Origin of the sequence: Streptomyces sp. NPDC051913 (assembly GCF_044593635.1) — a bacterium.
Lineage (GTDB): Bacteria > Actinomycetota > Actinomycetes > Streptomycetales > Streptomycetaceae > Streptomyces.
In genome coordinates, this window is the sequence record NZ_JBIUCI010000002.1 from 320,055 (window position 1) to 345,057 (window position 25,003).

At 71.8% G+C, this 25,003-nt stretch carries 17 protein-coding genes; 5 read left to right on the top strand and 12 right to left on the bottom strand.

The annotated features are described in order from the left end of the window. Positions 1-14 precede the first annotated feature (14 nt). From ACIHIX_RS06760 to ACIHIX_RS06770, 3 genes are read right to left on the bottom strand one after another with little or no spacing between them, the layout of a single operon-like run. On the bottom strand, positions 15-1,442 hold the full coding sequence (locus tag ACIHIX_RS06760) for an FAD-dependent oxidoreductase (RefSeq protein WP_399950758.1): 1,428 nt from the start codon (positions 1,440-1,442) through the stop codon (positions 15-17). Next, positions 1,435-1,734, bottom strand: coding sequence for a (2Fe-2S)-binding protein (locus ACIHIX_RS06765; RefSeq protein ID WP_399950761.1), 300 nt, complete (start codon positions 1,732-1,734; stop codon positions 1,435-1,437). The genes ACIHIX_RS06760 and ACIHIX_RS06765 overlap by 8 nt, the downstream gene beginning before the upstream one ends. Before the next feature lie 16 nt (positions 1,735-1,750). Beyond that, positions 1,751-2,914 (bottom strand): NAD(P)/FAD-dependent oxidoreductase, encoded by a 1,164-nt coding sequence (locus ACIHIX_RS06770; RefSeq protein ID WP_399950764.1) that lies wholly within the window; start codon positions 2,912-2,914, stop codon positions 1,751-1,753. A 217-nt stretch (positions 2,915-3,131) separates the two neighbouring features. On the opposite strand from ACIHIX_RS06770, the gene ACIHIX_RS06775 reads away from it, so the two are divergent. Continuing rightward, complete coding sequence (locus ACIHIX_RS06775; protein ID WP_399950767.1) at positions 3,132-4,376, top strand: nitrate/nitrite transporter; 1,245 nt, start codon at positions 3,132-3,134, stop codon at positions 4,374-4,376. A 21-nt stretch (positions 4,377-4,397) separates the two neighbouring features. Here ACIHIX_RS06775 and ACIHIX_RS06780 read toward each other — a convergent pair whose 3' ends face one another. Beyond that, entirely contained in the window at positions 4,398-5,381 is a 984-nt protein-coding gene (locus ACIHIX_RS06780; RefSeq protein ID WP_399950770.1) for a YbhN family protein, read from the bottom strand. A gap of 240 nt (positions 5,382-5,621) precedes the next feature. Between ACIHIX_RS06780 and ACIHIX_RS06785 the strand changes: the two genes are divergently transcribed. Beyond that, a complete protein-coding gene (locus ACIHIX_RS06785; RefSeq protein WP_399950773.1) occupies positions 5,622-7,115 on the top strand; it encodes a glycoside hydrolase family 3 N-terminal domain-containing protein in 1,494 nt (497 codons plus the stop codon). Here the strand turns inward: ACIHIX_RS06785 and ACIHIX_RS06790 are convergent. Continuing rightward, positions 7,112-8,368: a glycosyl hydrolase gene (locus tag ACIHIX_RS06790; protein WP_399950776.1), complete on the bottom strand. Its 1,257-nt coding sequence runs from the start codon at positions 8,366-8,368 to the stop codon at positions 7,112-7,114. The two genes, ACIHIX_RS06785 and ACIHIX_RS06790, sit on opposite strands and share 4 nt — an antisense overlap. 15 nt (positions 8,369-8,383) lie before the next feature. Between ACIHIX_RS06790 and ACIHIX_RS06795 the strand changes: the two genes are divergently transcribed. Then, positions 8,384-9,400, top strand: a complete 1,017-nt coding sequence (locus tag ACIHIX_RS06795) for an N-acetylglucosamine kinase (protein ID WP_399950779.1) — start codon at positions 8,384-8,386, stop codon at positions 9,398-9,400. Between the two features lie 62 nt (positions 9,401-9,462). Continuing rightward, entirely contained in the window at positions 9,463-11,601 is a 2,139-nt protein-coding gene (locus ACIHIX_RS06800; protein WP_399951928.1) for a glycoside hydrolase family 3 N-terminal domain-containing protein, read from the top strand. Here ACIHIX_RS06800 and ACIHIX_RS06805 read toward each other — a convergent pair. From ACIHIX_RS06805 to ACIHIX_RS06830, 6 genes are all read right to left on the bottom strand, one after another. Next, positions 11,591-12,469, bottom strand: a complete 879-nt coding sequence (locus ACIHIX_RS06805) for a carbohydrate ABC transporter permease (RefSeq protein ID WP_399950782.1) — start codon at positions 12,467-12,469, stop codon at positions 11,591-11,593. The genes ACIHIX_RS06800 and ACIHIX_RS06805 overlap by 11 nt on opposite strands. Further along, positions 12,466-13,467, bottom strand: coding sequence for a carbohydrate ABC transporter permease (locus tag ACIHIX_RS06810; RefSeq protein ID WP_399950785.1), 1,002 nt, complete (start codon positions 13,465-13,467; stop codon positions 12,466-12,468). The genes ACIHIX_RS06805 and ACIHIX_RS06810 overlap by 4 nt, the downstream gene beginning before the upstream one ends. A gap of 2 nt (positions 13,468-13,469) precedes the next feature. Continuing rightward, the gene (locus ACIHIX_RS06815) at positions 13,470-14,846 is read right to left on the bottom strand and encodes an extracellular solute-binding protein (RefSeq protein WP_399950788.1); all 1,377 of its coding nucleotides are present in this window, start codon (positions 14,844-14,846) and stop codon (positions 13,470-13,472) included. A 112-nt stretch (positions 14,847-14,958) separates the two neighbouring features. Further along, positions 14,959-15,669, bottom strand: coding sequence for a peptidyl-prolyl cis-trans isomerase (locus tag ACIHIX_RS06820; RefSeq protein WP_399950791.1), 711 nt, complete (start codon positions 15,667-15,669; stop codon positions 14,959-14,961). Beyond that, positions 15,666-19,877 carry an NEW3 domain-containing protein gene (locus ACIHIX_RS06825; protein WP_399950794.1) on the bottom strand — a complete coding sequence of 1,404 codons (4,212 nt, stop codon included), beginning with the start codon at positions 19,875-19,877 and terminating at the stop codon, positions 15,666-15,668. The genes ACIHIX_RS06820 and ACIHIX_RS06825 overlap by 4 nt, the downstream gene beginning before the upstream one ends. Positions 19,878-19,996: 119 nt before the next feature. Then, the gene (locus tag ACIHIX_RS06830) at positions 19,997-20,878 is read right to left on the bottom strand and encodes a MurR/RpiR family transcriptional regulator (protein ID WP_399950797.1); all 882 of its coding nucleotides are present in this window, start codon (positions 20,876-20,878) and stop codon (positions 19,997-19,999) included. Positions 20,879-21,045: 167 nt separating this feature from the next. Here ACIHIX_RS06830 and ACIHIX_RS06835 point away from each other — a divergent pair, with 167 nt between their 5' ends. After that, positions 21,046-21,810, top strand: coding sequence for a sugar isomerase domain-containing protein (locus ACIHIX_RS06835; protein WP_399950800.1), 765 nt, complete (start codon positions 21,046-21,048; stop codon positions 21,808-21,810). A gap of 32 nt (positions 21,811-21,842) precedes the next feature. On the opposite strand, the gene ACIHIX_RS06840 is transcribed toward ACIHIX_RS06835, so the two are convergent. Then, positions 21,843-24,878: a beta-N-acetylglucosaminidase domain-containing protein gene (locus tag ACIHIX_RS06840; protein ID WP_399951931.1), complete on the bottom strand. Its 3,036-nt coding sequence runs from the start codon at positions 24,876-24,878 to the stop codon at positions 21,843-21,845. Positions 24,879-25,003 lie beyond the last annotated feature (125 nt).

Below are 25,003 nucleotides of genomic sequence, written 5' to 3' on the forward strand. Positions count from 1 at the left end.
TGGACGAGCGGTCTCTACGTGCCCCGAGGGACGTCGGCGTCCCCGGCTCGCGCGAGCACCCCGAGCGGCACCGGCCGGGCGAGCAGCCGTCGGGCGGGCGTGTCCGGGCAGCCGGCGATCCCCGCGACCGCGGATTCGCACATCCGCCCCTGGCACCAGCCCATGCCCGCCCGCGTCAGCAGTTTCACGGTCCGCAGATCCCCGGCTCCCAGCCCCGTGACCGCCTCACGGATCGCCCCGCCGGTGACCTCCTCGCAGCGGCACACCACGGTGTCGTCGCTGACCTGCTCGGCCCAGTGCGCGGGCGGCGCGTACACGTCGTCCAGCGCTTCGAAGAACCTCCGCAGCGCCGCTCGGGTCCGGGCGGCCCCAGCCCCGTCGCGCGGGTCCGGTACCGCCCCGGTCAGACGGGCGGCGGCCGATCGCCCCGCGAGGTGCCCCTCGGCGAGGGACAGGGTCGCACCGCCGATCCCGGTGGCCTCGCCCGCCGCCCACACGCCCGGCACGTCCGTGCGCTGCTCGTCGTCCACGTGCACCGCGGCCCCGTCGATCCGGCAGCCAAGGCCCTGGGCGAGATCGGTGTGCGGCACCATGCCGTGGCCGACGGCGAGGGTGTCGCAGGCGATACGACGCTCGGTGCCGGGCCTGACCCGCCCGTCCCCGTCGAGGGCGGCGACCGTGACCGCCTCCAGCCGGTCGGTGCCGTGCGCCTCGACCACGGTGTGATGGACCAGAGTGCGCACCCGGTGCCGCAGCAACCGGGCCGCGTACTCGGCGGCCTCCGCCAGCTTGGCGGGCTGGGCGGACAGTGCGCGCGATCGCCGTACGAAGCCTCGGGGATCGGCGGACTCCACCAGCGCCGCCACCCGGACGCCCGCCGCCGCGAGCCCGGTCGCGACCGGCAGGAGCAGCGGCCCCGTCCCGGCGACCACAGCGGTGCGCCCGCTGACGGCGAGGGTGCCCTTGAGCATGGCCTGCGCGCCGCCCGCCGTGACGACTCCGGGAAGGGTCCAGCCGGGGAAGGGCAGCACCTTCTCGTAGCCGCCGGTGGCGAGGAGGACCGCGTCCGCCCGTACCTCGACGGGCTGCTCCTGCTCCGGTCCGAGCAGGGCGTGCACGGTGAAACCGTCGCGGCGCCGCTCCACCAGCCACACATGATGGTCCGTCAAGTGCAGCAGCTTGCCCGCCTGTTGCTGTCTGCGCAGCCCCTCACGCAGCCGCTCCCAGGTGCGCCACTGGTGGTGCAGCGCCTCTGGGTGCCGGGCCCCGAGTGCACGCGCGGGCTGCCGGTAGAACTGGCCGCCCGCCTCGGGCGCGGCGTCGACGAGGGTGACCCGCACGCCGTGCCGGGCAGCGGTCAGCGCGGCGGTGAGACCGGCGGGACCGGCGCCGATGACGGCGAGATGCGGCAGCGGTGAGGTCTCTCGGCCCGCGTCAGTCATCGTGGCCCGTCCCCTCCTGTGTGCGGATCGTGTCGCCCGGTCGCAGGGGAACCAGGCAAGCCCGTTGACCTGGGCGGCCGTTGACAGTGACCAGGCAGTCGAAGCAGACACCGATCCCGCAGAAGACACCTCGGGGTCGCCCCTCTCCCCGGGTGGTGCGCCAGGAGGTGATCCCGGCCGCCCACAGCGCGGCGGCGACCGTCTGGCCGGGCAGCGCCTCGACCGCGCGGCCGTCGAGGGTGACGGTGAACGCGGGGCCGGGGCGGGCCTGCGTCAGCTCCAGCGGATTCACGACGACTCCAGCGGATTCACGACGCCTCCTCGGCGCGGGGGAAACGGTCGGGACGGAACGGCGTCAGATCCAGGTCGGGCGTCTTCGCGGTGAGAGTCTGCGCGATCAACTGACCGGTACCGGTGGCCAGTCCGATGCCCGCGCCCTCGTGCCCGCAGGCGTGGAAGAGGCCGGGGACCCGGGGGTCGGGGCCGATCGCGGGCAGATGGTCGGGCATGTACGGGCGGAAGCCCAGGTAGGTGCGCATCGCCCGGACGTCCGCCAGGAACGGGAACAACCGTGTCGCGCCCGCCGCCAACTCCCGTACGGCGGGCAGTGAGAAGGACCGGTCGAAGCCGACCCGCTCCCGGCTCGCGCCGATCAGGACCGGCCCCGCGGCCGTCCCCTCCACGACCGGCGAGGTCTGGAGCGCGGCCGAGTCGCTGGCCACGTCGGCCACATAGTCGGCGGCGTACACCTTGTGCCGCACCCTGCGCGGAAGCGGCTCGGTGACCAGTACGAAGCCGCGTCGGGGGAGGACGGGGAGATGGACGCCCGCGAGCCCGGCCACTTCACCGCCCCAGGTGCCGGCCGCGTTGACGACGGCGGGGGCGTGGAGGTCGCCGCGGTCGGTCCGGACACCGCGTACGGCACCGTCGGCGCCGCGCAGTACCTCGGTCACCGTGCGGTCGGTCAACAGGCGGGCACGCGAGGCCCGTACGAGATGGGCGGCGGCCAGAGTGGGCATGACCTGGGCGTCCTGGGGGTAGTGCACGCCGCCTTCCATCGCGGGCGCCAAGTGCGGCTCGTAGGAACGGAGTTGATCGGCGGCCACGCTCACCGCATCCACCCCGGCGGCCCGCTGTCCGGCCGCGAACCTCTCCAGCGCGGCGAGTCCTTCGGGGGCGGAGGCGACGACGAGGCCACCCTTGGGCTCGTACTCGAACGCCGCTCCGAGCCCTGGCTCGGCCGCCAGCTCGGCCCACAACCGGCCCGACAGCAGGGCGAGTTCGAGCTCGGGCCCCGGCTCCTTGTCGGAGACGAGCAGATTGCCCTCCCCGGCCCCTGTCGTCCCACCGGCCACCGGGCCACGGTCGACCACCGTGACGTCCAGGCCCGCCCGGGACGCGTACAGGGCACAGGCCGCGCCCACCATCCCTGCCCCGACGACCACGACATCGCAGGTCAGTCGCATGCTCACGACAGTAATATGTCACATGGTGCTCTGCCGGGGAATACCCCGGCACGCGAGGACAACAACGACGACAACAACGACGACGAGGACGACCGAACCCCTGAGTTGCCGGTCCGTCGCCCCCGTGACCTCATGGAGGGGCGTCGGCTCCGCTGACCCCGAGTGGCCGGAGCTTTCGGTGCATGTCCGTGAAGATCCGTGTGCGGAGTCCGGGAGCGAGTTCATGGTCAGTGTGTCGACGGCCGGCAAGGACAAGGTGGCCCCCGGCCCGGGCGACGGTGAGCGGCCCTCCGCCGCGGCCTGGCGGAACCTGGTCGTGGCCACGATCGGTTTCACGCTCACCTTCTGGGCGTGGAACCTGATCGCACCGCTGGCCAGCCAGTTCGACGACGACCTGCACATGTCGTCCTTCGCCCAGTCGGAGCTGGTCGCCGTCCCCGTGCTGGTCGGCTCGCTCGGCCGCGTCCCGGTCGGCGCGCTCACCGACCGCTACGGTGCCCGGCTGATGTTTCCGCTGGTCAGTGCCCTGACGATCATTCCGGTGCTGCTGCTCATCCCCGCCCACACGTCGTATGTGGCGCTGGTCCTGGTGGGCTTCGTCCTCGGCCTCGGCGGCACGACCTTCGCCATCGGTGTTCCGCTGGTCAACTCGTGGTTCCCGCCCAAGCAGCGGGGTGCGGCTCTCGGCATCTTCGGCATGGGCATGGGCGGTGTCGCGCTGTCCGGGTACTTCACCCCCCGGATGTACAAGCACAGCGAGAACCTGCCCTTCCTCGTGCTCGCCATCGCCCTCGCCGCGTACGCCGTCCTCGCCTACCTGTTCATCAACGACCGGCCGGGACGGCCCGTCCCCAGCACGCCCCTCACCACCCGGCTCCGCGAGGCCGGCCGGCTCCGGGTGACCTGGGAACTGTCCGCCCTGTACGCCATCGGGTTCGGCGGCATCGTCGCGTTCGGCGTCTATCTGCCGACCTACCTCAAGACCTGGTACGAGCTCGACGCCACCGACGCCGGCACCAGGGCCGCCGGGTTCGCCCTGGTCGCCGTGGTGTTCCGGCCCATCGGCGGCTGGCTGTCGGACCGGATCCACCCGGCCGTCGTCACCTCGGTCTCCCTGGGCGTCGTGGCCCTCCTCGCTGTCGTCCAGGCGTTCGACCCGACGCTGGTGCCGACCGCCACGATCTGCCTGCTGGTGATGGCCGCCGCCCTCGGCGCGACCAGCGGCGCGGTGTTCGCCCTGGTCGCCCGGGTCACCCCGCAACCGCAGGTCGGCAGCGTGACCGGCATCGTCGGCGCGGTCGGCGGCCTCGGCGGATTCGTACCGCCCCTCGTCATGGGAGCCGTGTACAGCGCCAAGAACTCCTACTCGATCGGCTTCATGCTGCTGTCCGACCTGGCGCTCGCCGGGTGCGTGTACGCGTACGGGCGGATGCGGGACGCGGGGCGGGAGAAGGAGCGGGTGGCGTGATCTCCCGGGCGATGACATCGCCTACAGCACCTTCCGCTGCACCAGCGCCGACAACACCAACGCCCCCGGCAGCAACGGCACCCACACCGTCAGTACCCGGTAGCCCACGACCGTCGCCGTCGCCGGCCCCGTCGGTGCGCCGAAGCCGACCAGCGCGAACACCAGCGCCGCGTCCACCGGCCCGATGCCGCCCGGCGCCGGTATCGCCCCGACCGCCGTGCTCGCCGCGAGGAACGCGAAGGCGACCTGCGTCCAGGTCAGGGGCAGGCCCAGTGCCGCGCCGACCGAGAAGATCACCCCGGCCTGGAGGAGCGGGGCCGCGGCCGCCCCGCCCCACAGGGCGAGGACCCGGGACGGACGGGTGTGCAGCAGGCGTACGTCGGTCAGGGCGGTGCGGACGAAACCGCGCACCGGACGGGCGAAGACCAGGAGCAGGGCCGCCGTGAGCGCGACGAGGCCCGCCGCCGTCACCGGCACCAGCAGCGTCCGTCCGTCGGGGATCAGGTCGGCCGGCCTCAGCAGGCCCGGGGAGAGGACGACGAAGGCGATGAGGACCACGGTCTTCGCCACCGGTCTGACCAGTGAGTACAGGGCGAGCGAAGCGGTCGCGCGGGGCAGCGGGACGCCCTGGCGTTGCAGGAAGCGCAGGGTGACCGCGTGGGCGCCGATGCTCGCCGGGAGGACGTGGTTGGCGGCGCCGGCGGCGAACTGGGACGCCAGCAGCAGCCCGGGCGGCAGTCGCTCCGGCAGGGCGCCCTGCCGTACGCAGGCGGCGGACACCCAGGTGAGGAGGGTGAAGGCGACCCCGGCCAGCAGCCACCAGGGGTCGGCCGAGGCCAGCCTCGCCGTGCTGTCGGACAGGGAACGCCGGTCGATCACGGCCCAGGCGCCGATCAGCAGCAGCGGCAGCAGGCTGAGCGCGGTGCGAAGGAGGCGGGCGGGAACGGGTCCGGGGGCGGCGGCGGGCAGTGGGCGGGGCAGCTCTTCGAGCGGGAGCAGGGTCACGGCACACGTCGTCCTTCCGCGTCGCGCCCGCGGGGGAACGGGCGGGGAGGAGGCGGGGGAAGGGAGCGGGGTGGAGCGGAGGTGCGGAGGCGCGGAGGTGCGGAGGTGCGGTACGGGGACGAGCGAAAGGTGCCCCGGCCGTGTGACCCCCGGGTGTCCGCGAGCCGAATCACCGGGGATGAATCAAACAATCCATACCCATGTTGACTTCCGGCTGAACCAACCAGAAGAATCGCGAGGGTGACCCACGCAGCGCACACGCCCGAAGGCCCCCTCCTCCCGTCCGACCTGGACGAGGCGGCCCACCGCTGTCTCGTCGCCGGGTTCGACGGCACCACGACCTTCCCCGACACCCTCAAACGGCTGATCGACCGGGGTCTCGGCGGGGTCATCCTGTTCACCCGCAACGTGCGCGACGCGGAGCAGGTCCGTGAGCTCACCGACGCGCTGCGGGCGATCCGGCCCGATCTGCTGGTCGCCATCGACAACGAGGGGGGCGGCATCGGACACCTGGTGGCGGCGGGCGCGCCCGAGGCCCCCGGCTCCTACGCCCTCGGCGTCGCCGACGACCCCCACCTCACCGCCCGCTGCGCCGACGCCCTCGCCGGCCATCTGGCGACCCTCGGCATCACCGCCTCGTACGCCCCTGTCGCCGACCTCCAGCACCGGCCGGACAACCCGATCGTGCGCACCCGCTCCTTCGGCGCCGCCCCCGAGGTCGCCGCCCGGCACCTGCGCGCCTGGATCACCGCCACCGAGGGGCGCGGCATCGCCTCCTGCGCCAAGCACTTCCCCGGCCACGGCGGCACCGAGACCGACAGCCACCACGGCCTGGCCGTCGACCCGCGGCCGTACGACGAACTCCTCGTCGACCTCGAACCGTTCCGCGCCGCCGTCGCCGCGGGTGTGCCGATGCTGATGAGCGCCCACGTCGTCTACCCCGCCCTGGACGCCAACCGCCCCGCCACCCTCAGTCGCCGCATCCTCGGCGACCTGCTCCGGCACGACCTCGGCTTCGACGGCGTCCTGGTCAGCGACGCGTTGGAGATGAAGGCGATCGCCGATCAGTACGGCGAGGCGGCCGGGGCGCGGATCGCGCTCGCCGCCGGAGCGGACCAGGTCATCGTCGCCGTACCGGATCTGGAGGTGACCCTGGCCTGCCGGGACGCCGTCCTCGACGCGCTGCGCGCCGGGGTGCTGCCCGAGGACCGGGTGCGGGAGGCGGCGGAACGGGTGCGGCGGCTCGCCGAGCGGTACGCCACTCCGGCCGGTGCGATCGCCCCCTGGGACGCGGGGGCCGGCCTGGACGCCGCACGCCGTGCCGTACGGCGGTCGGCGGGCGGCCGGGGTGTGCCGTGCGCCGACCGCGGCGTCCATGTCGTCGATCTGTTCCCGCCGCCGCACCCCGCCCTGAACTGGGGCGGCGAGGATCTGTTGACGCCGGTCCTCGACCTCGACCCCACGGCCGCCGGCACGGCCGTCACCGGCGAACCGGCCGACCCCGCCGCCCTGGCCGACGGCATCCTGGGCGGCGACCGGCCCCTGGTCCTCGCCACCTGCGACGCGGGCCTGCACCCCTGGCAGGCCCGGCTCCGCGACGCCCTTCTGGCCCGGCGCCCCGACACGATCCGCATCGACACCGGCCTGCCGGAGGGCGGCGACCTCTGCTCGTACGGGCGAGGGCGGGTGAACCTCAGGGCGATCGCAGAGGCGTTGACGGGAGCCGGTGCCTAAAGGCCCGGCAGCAGTACGGTCTTGATTCCGCGAGCCGCCAAATACCCTTCGTCCTCGGCCCGTTCGGCCAGTACGACCGCCGGGCGTACCCCGTCCTGCGCCCGCATCCGCATCCACGCCTCGAAGTACTCGCCGCCCGGCCCGGACACCGACCGGGTCCCCGGCGTGCAGTCCAACACCAGCGCCGTGTCACGGGGTTGCGCGGTGTGCGGCTCGGCGACCGCTTCCGCCAGGGCCTCGGCGATCGGCTTCGGGCGGCCGGTCGCGTCGAACAGGCCCAACGTGTACTCGAGTTCGGGAAAGTCGGCGAGCGCGCGGTCCACGTCGTGGGAGCACCACCAGGTCACGCCCCACAGTCCCTCGCACTCGGCCGCGTTGCGCACGGTCGCCCGCGCGAACTCCGGGGCGTCGGCCGCCGGGATGTGCGGTTCGGGCGCGCCCGTCTCCTGGACCCACACCGGGCGGGCCGTATCGGTGGCGTATGCCTTCGCCAACTCGGTTCCGTACTCGGCGAGATGACGCACCTGCGGCGAGCGCGGGCCGTAGCGGCGGGCGCAGTCGCCGGAGAACACCCAGGGGTGGACGGTGGTCAGATCGCCCTTGCGGGCCGAGGCCTCGGGGGTGAAGGGGTGGTCGTCGCCGTACCAGGCGGCGTCGTAGGCGGAGTGGGTGACCAGTCCGTGCGCGCCGAGTCCGGCGCGGGCGGCGGCGAGGAGCGTGTCCAGGTAGTGGTCGACCTCGGCCGGTGTCACCGGGTTGTGCTCGACCAGGTTGTTGAGCTCGTTGCCGAGCTGGAGGCCGATGAGGTGAGGGCGGCCGGTGAGGGCGCGGCCGAGGGTGCGCAGCAGGTCCGCCTGCGCCGTGATGGCGTCCGGGTCGGTGAAGACGTTGCGGTGATGCCAGCTGCGGGTCCACTCGGGGTAGAAGTCGAAGCTCGACAGATGACCCTGCACGCCGTCCACCAGGACGTCGAGCCCGGCCTCGCCTGCCAGGTCGACGAGCTGGGCGAGCTGGTCGACGGCCGAGGTGCGGATATGGGTGCGGTTGGGCTGGAGCAGCGGCCACAGAGGGAAGACCCGGACATGGTCGAGCCCGAGGCCGGCTATCTGCGCCAGGTCCTCGCGGGCGCGGCCCGGATCGAAGTCGTACCACGAGTGGAACCAGTCGTGGCGGGGCGTGTAGTTGACGCCGAAGCGGAGCGTACGGATGGGATCCTCCTCGGGCCGGGGCCTTGTCCTGCGCGAATGTATCAATCACCATAGTCGGCGATGGGTAATGATTTGAACCAAGACGTGGCATCGGACGGTCGCGACGAGGGTCTGGTCGTCGGCCTCGACGCCGGCGGCACCCGTACCCGCGCGCTGCTCGCGCCTGCCTCCGCGGAGCAGGCCGCACCGGTGCTGGGCGAGGGCGCCGGTGGCCCGGGCAACGCCCTGACCGTGCCGTCGGCGCAGCTCGTCGAGCACCTCGTCGAGGCGCTGTCCGCCGCTGTGCCCGCGTCCGCGCGCGGCGGCGTCGTCGCGGTCGCCGCCGGCTTCGCGGGCGCCACCTCCGCCTCACCCGACGACCCCGGCTCCGTCCGTGCCCGCACCGCTCTCACCGCCGCGCTGGACCGCCTCGGCATCCCGGCCGGGCACCTCGGCGTCTGGAGCGACATCGAGGCCGCCTTCGCCTCCGCCCCCGGCACCCCAGCCGACGGCCTCGCCCTGGTCGCCGGCACCGGCGCGGTCGCGATGCGCGTCACCGGCCGCCGGGCCACGACCACCGTCGACGGCGACGGCTGGCTCCTCGGCGACGAGGGCAGCGGCTTCTGGATCGGACGCGGCGCGGTACGGGCCGCGTTGCGCATGGCGGACGGCCGGGGCCCGGCGACGCTGCTCGCGCACATGGTCGGGCTGGCGCTGGAGCTACCGGGGGAGTGCCTGCCGGATGACCCCTGGAGCGAGGCCGGGCGCGAGACCTACCGTATGCACCTGCTCCCCGCCGTCATGGCCGAACCTCCCATCCGGCTGGCCCGGTTCGCCCCGCTGGTGGCCGAGGCGGCGCGGCAGCACGACACCGTCGCGGGCGCGCTCCTCGACCAGGCGGCGGCCCATCTCGCCGACACCGTGCGGGCGTTGCGGCCGCGACCGGACGAACGGATCGTCGCCACCGGCGGCCTCCTCGGCCCCGACGGCCCCGTCACCTCCCGCCTCAACACCCTTGTGCCGGCCCTCGACTGGGTCCCCGACGGCTGCCAGGGAGCCGTAGCCCTCGCCCGGCTCGACCACGGACATCACCTGTGACCACCACGTACCGAGACCCCGCCGCCCCCCTCGACGCCCGCGTCCACGACCTCCTCGCCCGCATGACCCCGCGCGAGAAGGTCGGCCAGCTCAACCAGCGCATGTACGGCTGGGACGCCTACCGCCGCACCCCCGACGGCTGCTTCGAACTCACCGACGCCCTCCGCGCCGAGACCGAGCGCTTCGCGGGCCTCGGCGCCCTGTACGGCCTTCAGCGCGCAGACGCCTGGTCCGGCGTCGACCACGGCAGCGGACCCGGCGCCGAGGACGCCGCCGCCCTCGCCGACCTCGTCCAGCGCCACGTCGTCGAGAGCAGCCGCCTCGGCATTCCCGCGCTGTTCGTCGAGGAGGTGCCGCACGGCCTGATGGCCCTCGACGGCACGGTCCTCCCCGTCAACCTGGCCGCCGGCGCCACCTGGGACCCGGCGCTGTACGAGCGCGCCGCCGCCCACGCCGCCGCCGAACTGCGCGCCCGTGGCGGCCATGTCGCCCTCGTGTCCGCCCTGGACATCGCCCGGGACCCGCGCTGGGGCCGTACCGAGGAGTGCTTCGGCGAGGACCCGTACCTGGCCGCCCGTCTGACGGAGGCGCTGGTGCACGGGATGCAGGGCTCGGGCGAGCTGTTCGCCCCCGACAAGGCCCCCGTCGTCCTCAAGCACTTCGCGGGGCAGGGCGCCACCGTCGGGGGCCGCAACTCCGCCGAGTCCGAACTCGGGCTCCGTGAACTGCACGAGATCCACCTGCCCGCCGCCCGCGCAGGCGTCCGCGCCGGTGCCGCCGCCGTCATGGCCGCCTACAACGAGGTCGACGGCATGCCCTGCTCCGGCAACCGCGCCCTGCTCACCGAACTCCTCAGGCAGGAGTGGGGATTCGAAGGGCTGGTCATGGCGGACGGGCTGGCCGTCGACAGGCTCGCCCGCATCACCGGCGACAAGATCTCCGCAGGCGCCCTGGCCCTCAATTCCGGAGTGGACCTGAGCCTTTGGGACGAGGGGTTCACGCATCTGGAGGAGGCGGTGGAACGGGGGCTGGTCGAGGAAGCGGCTCTCGACGCCGCCGTAGCCCGCGTACTGCGCCTCAAGTTCCGCCTGGGCCTGTTCGACCCGGAGCAGAAACCGTCCCCGGCGCCCACCGGAGGCAGGACCCTCAGCGTCGATCTCGCCCGCGCCGCCGTCACCCTCCTGGCCAACGACGGCACCCTCCCCGTCTGCGCCCATGTCTCCCGTATCGCCGTACTCGGCCCCCAATCGGCCACCGCGGTCCACCAGTCGGGCGACTACACCGCCCCGCAGCGCCCCGGCACCGGCAGCAGCGTCCTCGACGCCCTGCGTCGCCTCGCCCCAGCCGGCGTCGACATCCGCCACGCCCGGGGCTGCGCGCTCACCGGCGACGACCGCTCCGGCATCCCCGAGGCGGTCGCCGCGGCCGCCGCCTCCGACCTCGCGGTGCTCGTGCTGGGCGGCAGCAGCGCCCGTACGCCGGACACCGACTTCGCCGCCAACGGGGCTGCCCTGAACGCCGTCTCGGAGATGACCTGCGGCGAGGGCGTCGACCTCGCGGGGCTGCGGCTGGGGGCGGCTCAGTACACGCTCCTGGACGCCGTCGTGGCGACCGGCACACCCACGGCGGTCGTCCTGATCCAAGGCCGCCCGCACGTCGTGCCCGACACGGCGGGCGCCCTCCTCACCGCCTGGTATCCGGGCCCCTGGGGCGGCGAGGCGATCGCCGAGGTGCTCCTCGGACTCGCGGAGCCATGCGGCCGACTGCCCGTCTCCGTTCCGCGCTCGGCGGCCCAACTCCCCGTCTACTACAACCACAAGGACACCGAGTACGGCGGCTACGTGGACGCCGACGCCGAGCCGCAGTACGCCTTCGGGCACGGGCTGTCGTACACGAGCTTCACCTACGGGCCGCCCAGCGCGGACGGCCGTACCGTCACCCTCGATGTCACCAACACCGGGGACCGGTACGGCCGTTCGGTCGTGCAGGTCTATCTGCGGCGGCTGATCGCCACCACCTGGCCACGCACCCTCGAACTGTGCGCGTTCGAGAGTGTCGGTCTCGCGGCGGGCGAGTGCCGCACGGTGACCGTGCCCCTGGCCGACGAGCTCACCGGACTGGTGGAGATCCGCGTCGCCGAGTCCGCGCGGGCGGCGCTCACCACCGTGCCCGTCCGGCTCGACCTCGACGTCAGATCTTGACCGCTCCCGACGAGACGCCCTTGTAGAACCACCGCTGCGTGATCACGAACAGGATCAGCACCGGGATCACGGAGATCACCGAACCGGCCATCACCATCCGCTGGTCGTAGCCGAACGACGACGACTGGAGCCGGGAGAGGCCCAGCGTCAGCGTCATGTTGCTCTCCGAGCGCAGCACGATCAGGGGCCACAGGAAGTCGTCCCAGGCGCTGATGAAGGTGTTGATGACCACCACCATGATCGCGCCCCAGGCGGAGGGCAGATAGAGATAGCGGAAGCGCTGCCATTCGCCCGCGCCGTCGAGCATCGCCGAGTCCTCGATCTCGCGCGGGACCGCGAGGAACGCGCCGCGCATGAGGAGGACGTTGATGGCGCCGACGAAACCGGGCAGCCACACGCCCGCCAGGCTGTCGACCAGACCCAGGTCGCGGATGCTGATGAACAGCGACACCATGATCGACTCGAAGGGGAACATCATCGAGGCGATGAGGACCACCCAGACCGCCTTGCGGCCCTTCCAGCCGGGCTTGGAGAGCATGTAGCCGGCCGTGGTGGAGAAGACCAGCTGGCTGGTGATCGACAGGGCGACCACGATCAGGCTGTTCCTGATGTACGACCACACCGGCACCTGGTCGAAGACCGTGCGGTAGGCGCGCAGGGTCGGGTGGTGCGGGAGCAGGGTGGCGTCCGCGCCGAAGACGTCCTCGCTCGTGCTCTTCAGGGAGGCGAGGAGCTGCCAGAGCAGCGGGCCGACCGTCAGGCCGAGGACGAGGAACAACAGCAGGTAGCGGACGGCGAGTTCGCGCGGTCTGCCGTAGTCGCCCCAGCGGGGCAGCAGCCGGCGGCGCTTCTCCACGGCCGTCGTCACGACTCGTCCTCCTTCGTCAGACGCTGCGCCAGCAGGGTCAGCCCCAGCGTCAGCGCGAACAGGGCCACGCTGACGGCCGAGCCGTAGCCGGCGTTGCCGGTGATGGGGTCCAGGCCGACGTCCCGGATGTAGAACGGCAGGGTGCGGTCCGCGCCGCCGGGGCCGCCGGTGGAGCTGCCGAGCATGTAGATCTCGGTGAAGACCCGGAGCGAGCCGATGCCGGTGAGGGTGCCGACGAGCATCATGGCCTGGCGCACCCCGGGGATCGTGATGTGCCAGAAGCGGCGGACCGCGCCGGCGCCGTCCATCTGCGCGGCCTCGTGCAGCTCCTTGGGGACGTTCCCGAGGGCGGCCAGGTAGAAGACCATGTACCAGCCGAGGCCCTTCCACAGGGTCAGGCCCATCGCGGAGAGCAGGATCAGCCAGGAGTCGGACAGGAACGGGATCGCCGTTCTGATCAAGTGGGCTTTCTCGAGCCAGGTGTTGACCAGTCCGTCGTCCGCCAGCAGCCACTGCCAGCTCAGGCCCACGACCACGCTGGAGGCGAGCACCGGCGTGTAGAAGGCGGAGCGGAAGAAACCGATGCCCGGGAGGTTCTTCTCCACCAGCACGGCGAGCATCAGCGGCAGCAGCACCATCAGTGGGACGACGATGACGGCGTACAGGATGCTGTTGCGGGTCGCCAGCCAGAAGTCGGAGTCGTCCAGCATCCGCGTGTAGTTGTCGATCCCGACGAAACTCGCGGCGCCGCCCAAGGGCTTGGCGTCGGTGAACGACAGCAGCACGGTGTTGAGGAACGGGAAGACCCCGAAGACCACCGCGCAGACGATCGCGGGCGCCGTCCACAGCCAGGGCAGCCACCAACGCCGGTACATCGCGGCCCCGTTGGCCCCGGCGGCCGGGCCGGGCAGCAGCGCCCGCAGGCGGGAGGGGGCCGGGCCCGGCACAGAGGTCTCCGTACCGGGCACCGGAACCGGCTTCGTGATCTGAGCCGTCACCGTCAACCCGCCTGCTTCAGCAGCTCGTTGGCCTTCTCCTGGGCGTCCTTCACGGCGTCGGCCGCGCTCTTCTTGCCCTGCATGGCCAACTGCACCTGCGCCACGATCGCGTTCTGCACGGCCGGGGAGAGGTTGGTCTGGTTGGTGCTGGCCGTCTTGAGCTGGTCGGCGACGAGCTTGCGGGCCTGGGAGAACGGGTCGCTGCCGGTGACGTTCTGGAAGAACGGGTCGCTCAGCGACTCGGTGGTCGTCGGGAAGATCACCACGGCCGGGTCCTTGCACCAGGCCGTCTGGTTCTCGGCGTTGGTCAGGAACTCCGCGAACGACAGCGCCGTGGGCGCGTTCTTGCTGGTCGCGGCGACCGATATGTACTGCGGGGCACCGGCGGAGGCGACGCCGAGCGCGTCATAGGGCTGCTGGCCGACCGCCGTCCTGTCGTAGACCGACGGGCTGTTCTGCTTCACGAACCGCACGAAACTCGGGTTCGTCGAACCGTAGGCCACCTTGCCCTGGCTGTAGAGCGTGGACGGGTCGTTGCTGGAGGACAGCGAGTCCTTCGGCATCGCGCCCGCCTTGTACAGCTTGGCCATCCACTCCACCCACTGCGTGGTGCGCGGATCGTCCCCGAACACGGCGGACTTGCCGTCGCTGGACAGGACCTTGATGCCCATCTGGTCGAAGTCGGCGGGGATGCGCCAGACCGGGTTGGCCATCGTGGCGTAGAACTTGCCGTCGCCCGCCTCGGCGACCTTCTCGTAGTCGGCGAACAGCCCGAAGATGCTCGTCGGCGGCTTGGCAGGGTCGATGCCGGCCTTGGCCAACAGGTCCTTGTTGTACGTCAGCACGACACCGCCCGTGTACCAGGGCAGCGTGGTGTGGATCGCCTTGCCGTCGGCGTTCTTGAAGGTGGCCGACTTCCAGAACGAGGAGACGAACGGCTTGGACGCGTCCGGGTCCTTCGTGCCGACGTCGAGCAGATAGCCGGCCTTGGTGAGGGCCGTCGCCGTCGGGGCGTTGACGTTGATGACGTCCGCGAGCGTGCAGGCCTGGGCGTCGGCGACGGTGCGGCTGGTGAAGGTGTTGTCGCCCGGGTCGTCGATCCACTTGACCTTGGCGCCGGCGTGCGCCTTCTCGAAGTCGGCGATCACCCCGTTGAAGAAGTCCCCGAAGTCTTTCTTCAAGTTGGTGGTCTGGAAGGTGATCGTGCCCTTGACGTCCCCGGTCAGCTTGCCCGACCCGACGTTGCCCTTGTCGACCTTGCAACCGCCCGCCGTCGCGTCCCCGTCCCCGGACCCGCCGCCCGACAGGCCGCATCCGGCGGCCGTCAGCGTCAGGACCACGAGACAGGCAAGGGATCCGGTCAGTCTCTTCGCACGCATGAACTGTCCTCTCGGCTGGTTCAAATCACCAACTTGGACTCTGATTGATGAAAAGGTGGACCAGAATTCATCGGAGGTCAATGGTTTGCCGTGTTGCGTTTGGATGCCGTTCTCAGTGCCGGTGCTCGTGGTCCGGGTGTGAGGGGTCGCCCGGGTGCTCGTGGCCCGGCGCGTACTCCACGCCCACGCGGGCCTGGTCGAGCCAGTCGAAGAACGCGCGCCTGCCCGCGGCGCGGCGCAGCTCCGCGGTGATGCTGTCGCGGGCCTGTTCGTACGGCACGAAGTCCGTGTCCGTGGCCCCGTGGAAGGGGTTCACGCCGCGTCTGAGGGCGTCCGGGGTGAGGTGGCGGTCCCGGTTGCGGGTGTAGTACTCCCAGGCGGCCTCGTCGGGGACGGGTTGCTCACGCTCCAGCTCGGCCAACAGTGCCCGGGCGGCGGGGGAGTGGGCGAGGGCGGTGGCGACGATGCTGCCCAGGTCGGCTACGGCGGACTCTGCGACGAGGGTGGGTGAGGCCTCGGGTGGGGGTCTGAGGCCTCGGGCGGCGCAGGCCCTGCGGGCGAGTTCGTCGGTGACCACTACCTGGGTGGCCCAGCGACGGCGTTGTCTTTCGTCGCGGGCCCGGCGGTCGGAGGGGGGTGCGGTGGTGTGCCGGTGGGCGTGTGCGGGCTCGTCGTGGCTGGTCGCGCCCCGCGGCGGAGCCGCACATTGATACGGCCCCGCGCCCCTTGGGTGCGCCGGCCAGCCGGCCCTTTCCAGGAAAGCCTCGATTCGCGCCTTCGGGATCGGGTCGCCCTGGACCACTGCGGCGTCATGTTCCGTCACTGCGTCACCTCCAGCTCCACCGCCTCCGTATAGGCGACGCACCCGTCCCATCCGACCTTTGCCATCAGCCAGTACGAACCCGGTGGGATCGATGAGCCGTCCACCTCGATCACGCACTCCAGTTCCCGCCCCGCGGGCACGGTGAAGCCCTGGAGGCCCGGCTGGACCCCAGCCCACGTGCCCCAGGACGACACCGCCCACAGTTGGCCGCCGATCGCCCCGAGCGTGGTGTTGCGCAGACTCACCGGCACTTGGACGCGCTCGCCCCGCCGCACGGCGACCCGCTCAACTCCCAGGCCGCACACCAGCGTCGGCCCCGCCGGAGGCCCGCCCGGCACCTCCAGTGCCACGACGTCCTCGTACGACTGCCCGCCGTACGTCAGCCGGGCCGCCAGTCGGTGTCTGCCCGGCTCGGCGTCCGGGGGCGGGGTCACCGTGACCTCGGCGAGGGAGAAGCCGCCGGGGCCCAGCGCGTAGGGCAGTTCGGCGGGCTCGGCCAGCCAGTCGGGCGGGACCTCGAAGGTGACCGTGCCCGACACGGGGGCGTCCGTCAGCTCGGAGGCGATCCGGACCGTCGCCGTGACCGGGCCGGAGACGGTGAGGGCGGTGGGGGAGACGTACACCGTCACCGGCATGTTGCCGCGCGGCGCCGGGCCGGAGTTGTGGAGCCAGTAGCGCGTGTGGATCGGCTGGGCCGGCTCGTGGGCGGCGACGCCCGGGTCCGGCGATACGGAAGCCTCGGTGGGTGTGGCCAGGATCGTCGCCACCTCGAAGCCGTTCAGGGGGACGGCAAGGGCGCCTTGCGCGTCCGGTGCCAGTGGCTCCCCCGGCGTTTCCAGTACATCGGCCCTGGCGCCTCCGATCCAGGCGAGCGGGCCTCGGATGCGGGCCTGTGTCTCCCGTCCGTTCACCTCGTGCACGCGGACCACGACCCCACGCCCCGGGTCCGCCCGCTCCACGCTGCCCCGGGCCAGTGGTGAGCCGGCCGGCTTGAGGGCGTCGAGGAGGACCTCGCCCGCGGGCTCCAGATGGAGCAGTGCGCCCTTGCGGGGCAGGACGGGGTTCTCGGCCTCGGTGCGCAGACGGGCGGTCAGCGGGTGGTTGAACTCGTGTCCCCGGGCCGGGAGTTCGCCGTCCCGCCAGTCGCCCTCGCCCGCCACGACGGCGTACTCGAAGGTGTGGGACCAGCGTTGGAGCTGGAACCCCGAGCCGTCGGGGGTGGTGCGTCGGGGCGGGTCGACCCAGATGCCGGAGGGCCAGCCGGTGCAGGAGCGCATGAGGGACAGGTAGAGGTCGCCGGAAGAGGTGACCACGCAGCCCGGCGTGCCCCGGTTGAGAACGGCGAAGCTGCGGCCGTCCCAGGCGTCGCCCGGCGGAAGAGCCTCACCGCCGCCCGCCGCCGTGGCCGACACCGTGAAGTCGTCGAGGTCGGCGATGAGCGCGTCGACCGCCTTGGCGCCGTCCCCGGTGTCGGCGACCACCAGCAGCGGCAGCCGCTCCAGGTCCCGCAGATCCGCCCCCGGCACCCACTCCTCGCGCAGCGAGGCGCGCGGTGCGACCCATACGGCCGCCACCCCCGACTCGCCCAGCTGGCGCCGGAGCTCACGCCCGGCGGCCGGGTCCATGGCTAGGGCCTCGGCGACCACGGAGTTGTGGTCGGGGCCACCGACGGCGATACGGAGGTCGGGGAGGTTGGAGTCGACCTCCAGATCGCCGTAGCGGGGGCCGCCCGCGATGGTCGAGGTGGCGGTCACCCCGGCGCGGACCAGTGCCGCCGCGAGGGGCGCCCCCAGTTCACCGGCCGCGTCCCAGTCGACATACACCAACTCGGCGACCCCGACGGCTCGTTGGCCGAGCAGGCTGCCGGAGTCGTCGTGCACCGCGACCCGTGCGGTGGAGCCGAGCCCGAACCAGGTGTTGGCCGGGTTGTCGAGCGTCCACGGGAAGCGTTCGCTGTCCACCTCCACGAACCCGAAACCGCGCCCGATCACCGCGTCCGCCACCTCGTGCACCGGCAGCCCGCCGCGTACGTCGGACGGCCAGCGCACCCGGATCAGCCGGTCGGCGCCGTCGTAGCCGTCGACGGTCGTGGAGACGTCGAGCCGGTCGACGCCCTTCCACAGGGTCAGCCGCTGGGTGCAGCGGAAGAGGCCGAGATCGGCGCGGACGGTGATGCGCTGCCCCGCCGCCGAGTGCTCGACATCGATGTCAGCCGTGACGTCACGGCTCCGGGCGGCCGTGACACCTGTCGGGGTGAGATGCCAGGGTCCCTCGCCGAAGCGCGGGTGCCGCGCGTACTCCTCCTGGACGACGAGTTCGTTGCCGATGTCACCGGGGCGCAGCAGCTCCCGGCCGCCCTGGCGCAGACTGCTGACGCCGCCGCCGCGCGAGGGGTCGACGGTCACCTCGTAGAACTCGTTGCGGATCGTCGTCCCCTCGCCGGGCGCCCATCCGGCCACCGAACCCTCGGCGAGCGGCAGCGCCTTGAGGCCGAGGCCCGGAACGTCCGGTACCACGACCCGGAGTTCACCGTCCTCCTCGCGCACGGCGGGCAGCGGCAGACCGGTGTCGTCGAGCGGGACCATCCCGGGGTCGGCGACGGCCAGGACGTCCTGCCGCTCGCGCGTGGCCGCGTTGAAGACCACCAAGTCGCGCGTCGAACCGGGTAGTCGGGCGACTCTGCGCGCCAACGCGTCCGTCGCGTCGGCGTGCACCGCCTCCGCCAGGTCGTACAACTCCCGCCAGCCGGTGAGCAGGTCGATGTACACCTGGTCCGACTCCGAGCCGGTGATCGCGTCGTGATGGGCGCCGTAGATCAGCTGCCGCCACGCCTTGTCCAGCGCCGCGTCCGGGTAGGGATGCCCGGCGACGAGGGAGGCGAGGGTCGCCCAGGCCTCCGCGTCGGCGAGACGTGTCTCGCCGTACCGCTGGGCCTGCTTGGTGTCGATGTAGGAGACGTCCTTGCCGGTGTAGACCGGGTTCATGTCCCGCGTCTGCGGCGAGGCCCTGCGCCCCTCCGCCGTCAACTCGGCCCGTACGGCGGCGAAGAAGTCGCGCGGGATCGCGCTGACGAACCGCGGCCAGACGTACCGCTCGTTCCAGTCCCGGTGGATGCCCATCACCCACCGGCACGGCGGCGCGTAGTCCCCACCCACCGGAAGCAGCACATTGCGCGTGAGCGCGACCTTCTTCAGACCCCGGAACAGCTTGAAGGCGGCCTGTTCTGCTTCCGGCAGGGTGGGAGCGTTGTCGATGGCCCAACCAGCGCCGTAGTGGTTGACCATGTAGGCGGTGAGGATCCCGCGCCCCGAGGGGGCGATCCAGTCGAACTCCGCCGGGAACTGCATGCGTCGGGGATCGCGCGGCTCCTCGCCGAACACGGAGAGGGTCGGGCCCCACTGATGGAACGGGCCGCGCGCCCAGGAACTCGACGTGATCCCGGCGTCCGCCATGAGCCCCGGGAACTGCGGGTCATGCCCGAACGCGTCCAGCTGCCAGGCGGTTTCGGGAGACGACCCCATGATCCCGCGCTGGTATCCGTCGCCGTACAGCGCGTTGCGTACGGTCGCCTCGGCGCCGGTGAGGTTGGTGTTCGGCTCGTTGTAGGTGCCGCCCATGATCTCGACGCGGCCGGTGCGGATCAGCTCGCGCAGGAAGGCGCGCTCCTCGGGAAAGGCGTCCCAGTACGGCTTGAGGTAGTCGACCTCCGCGAGCACGAAGGTGTACGCCGGGTCGCGCCGGGCGAGATCGCAGTGGGCGCGCACCAGGCTCATGCCCGACTGGCCGCGCGAGTCGAAGGTGCGGGCCGGCAGCCCGCTCGCGGCCGGGTCGTCGGCGACGTCCCAGGTCTCGGTGTAGGCGGCCTGGGTGTTCCACCAGACGGGGTCGTAGTGGAAGTGGCTGACCATGAACATGGTCCAGCCGGGCTCGGCGGCGGTGAACGGGGCCCTGCGCCGGGCGACGTCCGCGCCGTCGGTCGCGATCACCGTGACGTGCTCGCCGTCGCCGGTCACGGGTATCTCGGCGCGTACGGTTCCGTCCTCGCCGACGGTGGCCAGGATCTCCCCGACACCGCGCACCCCCGGACCCTCGGCCGTGAGGCGGACCTGGCGGCCCGGGACGTGCTCGATCTCGGCGACCACCACCTGGTACGGCTGCTCGGCGGTGCCGACGAAAAGCTCGGTCGGCTCGACAGAGGTGACGCGCATGGGTCTCCTACGAGGATGCTCGGCGGAGCCCCATCCTGGCATCGCGAGGATGATTCAAACAACCATCTTCAGTTATCTCTGGTGGTTCATCCATGCAAAACCAGCTCGGTGCGGAGGCGTCAGCGACCCCGGCGGCCCTTCACCGCGTGCTGCGGGATGATGTGGTCGGTCAGCGCCAGCGAGGTGCTCGCCCGCTGGTAGGAGAGCTGGGCGACCCGGACGTAGAGGCAGTCGAGGAGCACCAGCACCGAGTGCCGGCCGCCGATGCCGGTGAGGAAGTTGGTCTCCGAGGCGGACGAGATCAGCCGGATGTCGGCGGACCTGGCCAGCGACGAGCGCGGGTCGGACGTGATCGCCACGGTCGTCGCGCCCCGCTCCTTGGCCAGCTCGAACGGCTCGACCGTCTCCCGGGTCGCCCCGGAGTGCGAGATGCCGACGGCCACGTCCGCCGGGGTGAGCAGGGCGGCGGAGGTGGTCGCGCCGTGCACCTCGGTCCAGCCGCGCACCGCGCAGCCGATCCGGAACAGCCGCGTCTCCGTCTCCTGCGCCACCGCCCCGCTGCCACCGACCCCGTACACGTCGATGCGCCGGGCGCGCGCCACGGCCTGTGCCGCGCGCTCGATCGCGTCGAGGTCGATCCGGTCGATGGTCTGCTGCACCGCGCGCAGGTCCGCGTTGCCCACGACCTGCACGACCCGCTCCAGCGAGTCGTCGGGGGAGATGTCCGGGCCGATCTCCGCGGTGCCCCAGTCGGAGACCTGGCCACGACCCCGCTCCTGGGCCAGTTCGATCAGCAGATGCTGGTAGGAGTCGAGCCCGATGGCCCGGCAGAAGCGGGTCACGGTGGCCTGCGAGGTGCCGGTGCGGCGCCCCAGCTCGGCGGCCGAACAGTGGGTGACGGCGGCCGGATCCTCCAGGATCAGCTCGCCGACCTTGCGCAGGGAACCGGCCAGCCGGGGCAGCTCGGTGCGGATCAGTGTGGTGACGTCCGTCGGGGGCATGGGGAGAAGGTACCAGCCACCCTACGAGGGGCTCACTGAATACCAGTACCGGAAATCGGCTGCTGATTGAACGCATCGGCCACCCTGTGATTTATTGATTCATCGATAGTGAACTACGGGGTGGTTCAATCCATCAGTTCCATCCATCAGCGGGGAGTGAGTGTCACGTGTCCGTCGACTCCGTCAGCGCCCAGGGCTTCGCACAGCAGAGCCTGGCCGTCCTCCAGCAGATCACCGAGTCCGGCCGCGAGGACGTGGCCCGTGCCGCGGAGCTGATCGCCGACTGCGTCCGCTCCGACGGTGTGATCCACGCCTTCGGCACCGGTCACTCCCAGGCCATGGTCCTCGAAGTCGCGGGCCGGGCGGGCGGGTTGGTCCCCACCAACCGTATCCAGATCGCCGACCTCGTCCTGTACGGCGGTGACGCGCCGAGCGTCCTCGACGACCCGCTCCTGGAACGCAGCCCCGGCGTCGCCGCCCGCCTCTACGACCTCGCGGCGCCCCGCCCGGCGGACCTCTTCGTCATCGTCTCCAACTCCGGCGTCAACAACGTCATCGTCGAGATGGCCCTCCACGCCAAGGAGCAGGGCCACAAGATCCTGGCCATCACCTCCCTCACCCACACCCACGCCGTCCCGGCCGGCCACGCGAGCGGCAAGAAGCTCGTCGACCTCGCGGACGTGGTCCTCGACAACGCGGCCCCCCGTGGGGATGCGTTGTTGGAGTTGCCGGGTGGGGGTGCGGTGTGTGCGCTGTCGACGTTGACGGGGGTTCTGTTGGTGCAGATGGCTGTGGCGGAGGCGTCTGCCTTGATGCTGGCCGCGGGGGAGCGGCCGCCGGTGTACGTGTCCGCCAATGTGCCGGGTGGGTTCGAGGGGAACCTGGAGTTGGAGAAGCGGTACGCCGGGCGTATCCGACGTACCGCCAGCTAGGGGCGTCGTGTCGAGTCTGCGGGCCGGTGGGGTTACTTCACTGGTACGGGAGTCAGGGCTACGGCCAGGGGATAGGCGCCGGTCGTCAATGGGGTCCCGGCGGTGCCCTTTGCCGTATTCACCGGCACCAACGCGTTGCCGTCAGCCGTCGTCACGTACGCCGTCGCCCCGCTCCAGTCCAACCCCACGTCGAACGCCGACCTCCCCACCGTCACCTTCGTCCCCGGTGCGCCCGTCACCGTGTCCACGGGTGTGACGTAGTCCCCGGTGCTCGGGCTCACCCACAGGGTGCGGCCGTCCGGTGACAGGCCGAGGCCGTACGCCTGGCCGGTGACGAGGAGGGTCGGCTCGGTGTCGTTCGTCGCCGTGTCGATCGGAGTCACCGTTGAACCGCCCGAGTTGGACACGTACACCGTTCTCCCGTCCGGCGCGGCGACCACGTTGAAGGGCCGGGGGCCGACCGGAATCGCCGTACCGGCCTTCTTGGTGGCCAGGTCCACAGGGCTGACGGTGTTGTCGTGGATGTTGGCCACGTACAGGGTGCCGCCGTCCGGTGTGATCGCCATGTTCTCCGGACCGTCGCCGACCGCGACCGGCGAGCCTGCGGTCAGCGTGCCGGTGTTCACCGGCTGTACCGTGCCGTCCGTGTAGTTGGCGACCCAGAGCGTTCCGCCGTCCGGCGTCAGCGCCAGCCCGGCGGGGACCCGCCCCACGGCGACCGTGGCGGTGACGGCACCACTCGCCACGTCGATCACACTGACGGTGTCGGAACCCTGGTTGGCGGCGTAGGCGGTCCGTCCGTCCGCGCTGACGACGACCTCGCCCGGGTTGGCGCCGACGGCGATGTTCTGCGTCGTACCGGAGTCCAGGTCGATCGAACTGACCGACGCGCCACTGAAGTTGGCGGTCAGCGCTCTCAGTGGGCCCGCACTGTCCGTGACCTGGACGGGTAGGGCCCGGTCGAGGATGCCCGTCCCCGACACGACCACCGAATGCACGCCCTCCCTCACGCCGGTCAGCGTGACCGTCGCCGAGGTGCTGCCCCCGGCCGGGACCGTCGCCGTGCCCTCGGTCGGGGACGCGGTGACACCGTCCGGAACGTCCAGTTTCCAGCTCACCGTCTTCTCGGACGTGTCCGAGAACCGCAGCGTGACCGTCGCGGAGTCGCCCGGCTTCAGGGACATGGACCCTGGGGAGAAGGTGGCGTCCACGCCAGGATCCGGCGCGTTCTCCAGCATCGTCGTGTACAGGAACTGATCCATCACGCCCGGCGAGACCTGCTCCGGTATCGCGTCCAACTCCTTGCGCTGGGAGCGCAGTTGGCTCCAGTACGTCGATACCGCGTCGCTGTCGCCCGCCTTGTGGGCCAGCAGCAGATCGACCGCCGTCCGCCCCGCCGTTCCGTATCTGCCCAGCTTGTCCAACCAGGCCGAAGTCTCCGTCAGGAAACCGGGGTTGGCGAGCCGGGCGCGCAGTTGCGCGGGAGTCGCCGCCATGTCGGTGAAGTACGCGCGGAGCGCGGCGGCGGCCCCGTCGAGGCCGCTGTCGTCCTCGTACGCCTTGCGGAACGCGGCGATGAGCCCGCTCAGGGTCGGGGACTCGGTCGGGTCGAGCTGGGAGGAGTAGTTGTTCTCGGCGAAGATCCGCAGCCATTTCGCGGCGCCGGGCCCTGCCAGGTCCTGGACGGAAGCCAGGAACGCCTTCCGCGGGTCATAGGCCTCCGGGTTCCAGAGGTAGGCCGCCGTCGTGAACAGGGCCGGCTTGCTCGCCTCGCCCTGGACCATCGGGTTGGCGGTCACGCCGATCGCCCCGTTCGCCGGGCTCGCCACGCCCGGTTCGCGGCCGGTGTAGGGACCGAGGAGGAGGCGGCTGGTGACGTAGTCGTTGACCGGGTAGTTGTCCCAGATCAGGATCGGGTGGCCGAACACCTGGCGAGCCGCCGCGACTTGGGCGGCGGTGATGGTCGGCGCGATCACCCCGACGCCGGTCCACTCCACGACCACGGACGGGTCGAGCTTCTCGCGCAGGGCCGTCTTGTAGGGGGAGTCGGCGAGGTCGGAGTACTCGGTGGGGACCATCTCCAAGGGTTGCAGGCCGGGACGGCCGGAAGAGAAGGCGTCCCATGCCGTGTTGAGCAGATGCGCCTGGGCCTCGCCCGCCGCGCCGCCGCCCGTGCCGAACTTGGCCTCGTCCTCGGCACAGTTCCACTTCGTGTAGCTGATGTCGTCCAGCGGGACGGCGAAGGAGCGCACCCCGATGGCGTACAGCGAGTCGAACTTGCGGGTGAGGGCGGCGATGTCGGCGGTGGAGGAGTAGCAGACCGACAGGCCGGGGGAGAGGGCGTAGGTGAAGCGGACGTGGTTGGCGGCGGCCCGGTCGACCAGTTCCTTCAACCGGGCCAGCTCGGTCGCCGGGTATGCGTCGCGCCACTGGGCGCGCAGATACGGGTCGTCCTTGGGGGAGTAGACGTACACGTTCTGCTTGGTGCGGCCGTAGAAGTCGAGTTGACGGAGGCGTTCGGCGTGGGACCACGGGGTGCCGTAGAAGCCTTCGATCACACCCCGCAGGGGGGCGGTGGGCCAGTCGCGGATGGTGACCTGCGGCAACTCGTCACGTCCGGTGAGGAGTTGGCGCAGGGTCTGGGCGGCGTAGAAGGTGCCCGTGGCGTCGGAGCCGGCCAGGGCGAGGACGGTGCGGCTGTGGGTGCGGCCGGAGGCGAGGGTGTAGCCGCCGGAGGGGAGACCTTGGGGGGAGCGGGCGCCCAGGCGTTCGAGGGCGTCGGTGGTGCCGGGGCCGTCGAGGTAGACGGTGAAGGCGGCCGACGCGGGTGGTCTGTCGACCGGCACGATGCGGTCGGCGCCGGCGGCGCGCAGGGCGGACTCGACGACCTTGCGGGCCGAGGGGTCCGTGTCCGGGCCGACGACCTCCACGACCCGGTCGGGGACCGTGAACCGGCCGGGTCCCGTCCGCATGCTCTGCGGCTGCGGCCACACCACGGGTTTCTGCGAGGCGGGCGCGGCCGACGCGGTGGGGGTCAGGGTCGGAGCGGTGGTGAGACCGGCGGCCATCAGCAGCACGGCGGCCACCCTCGCTGATCTCGTCGAGCGTCTACGAAAGGTGAATTCATCCACCGAGCGAGTGTATGAATGCTGATTGCATCATTCAATGGTGGCGCTGTCGGCAATCTTGACGA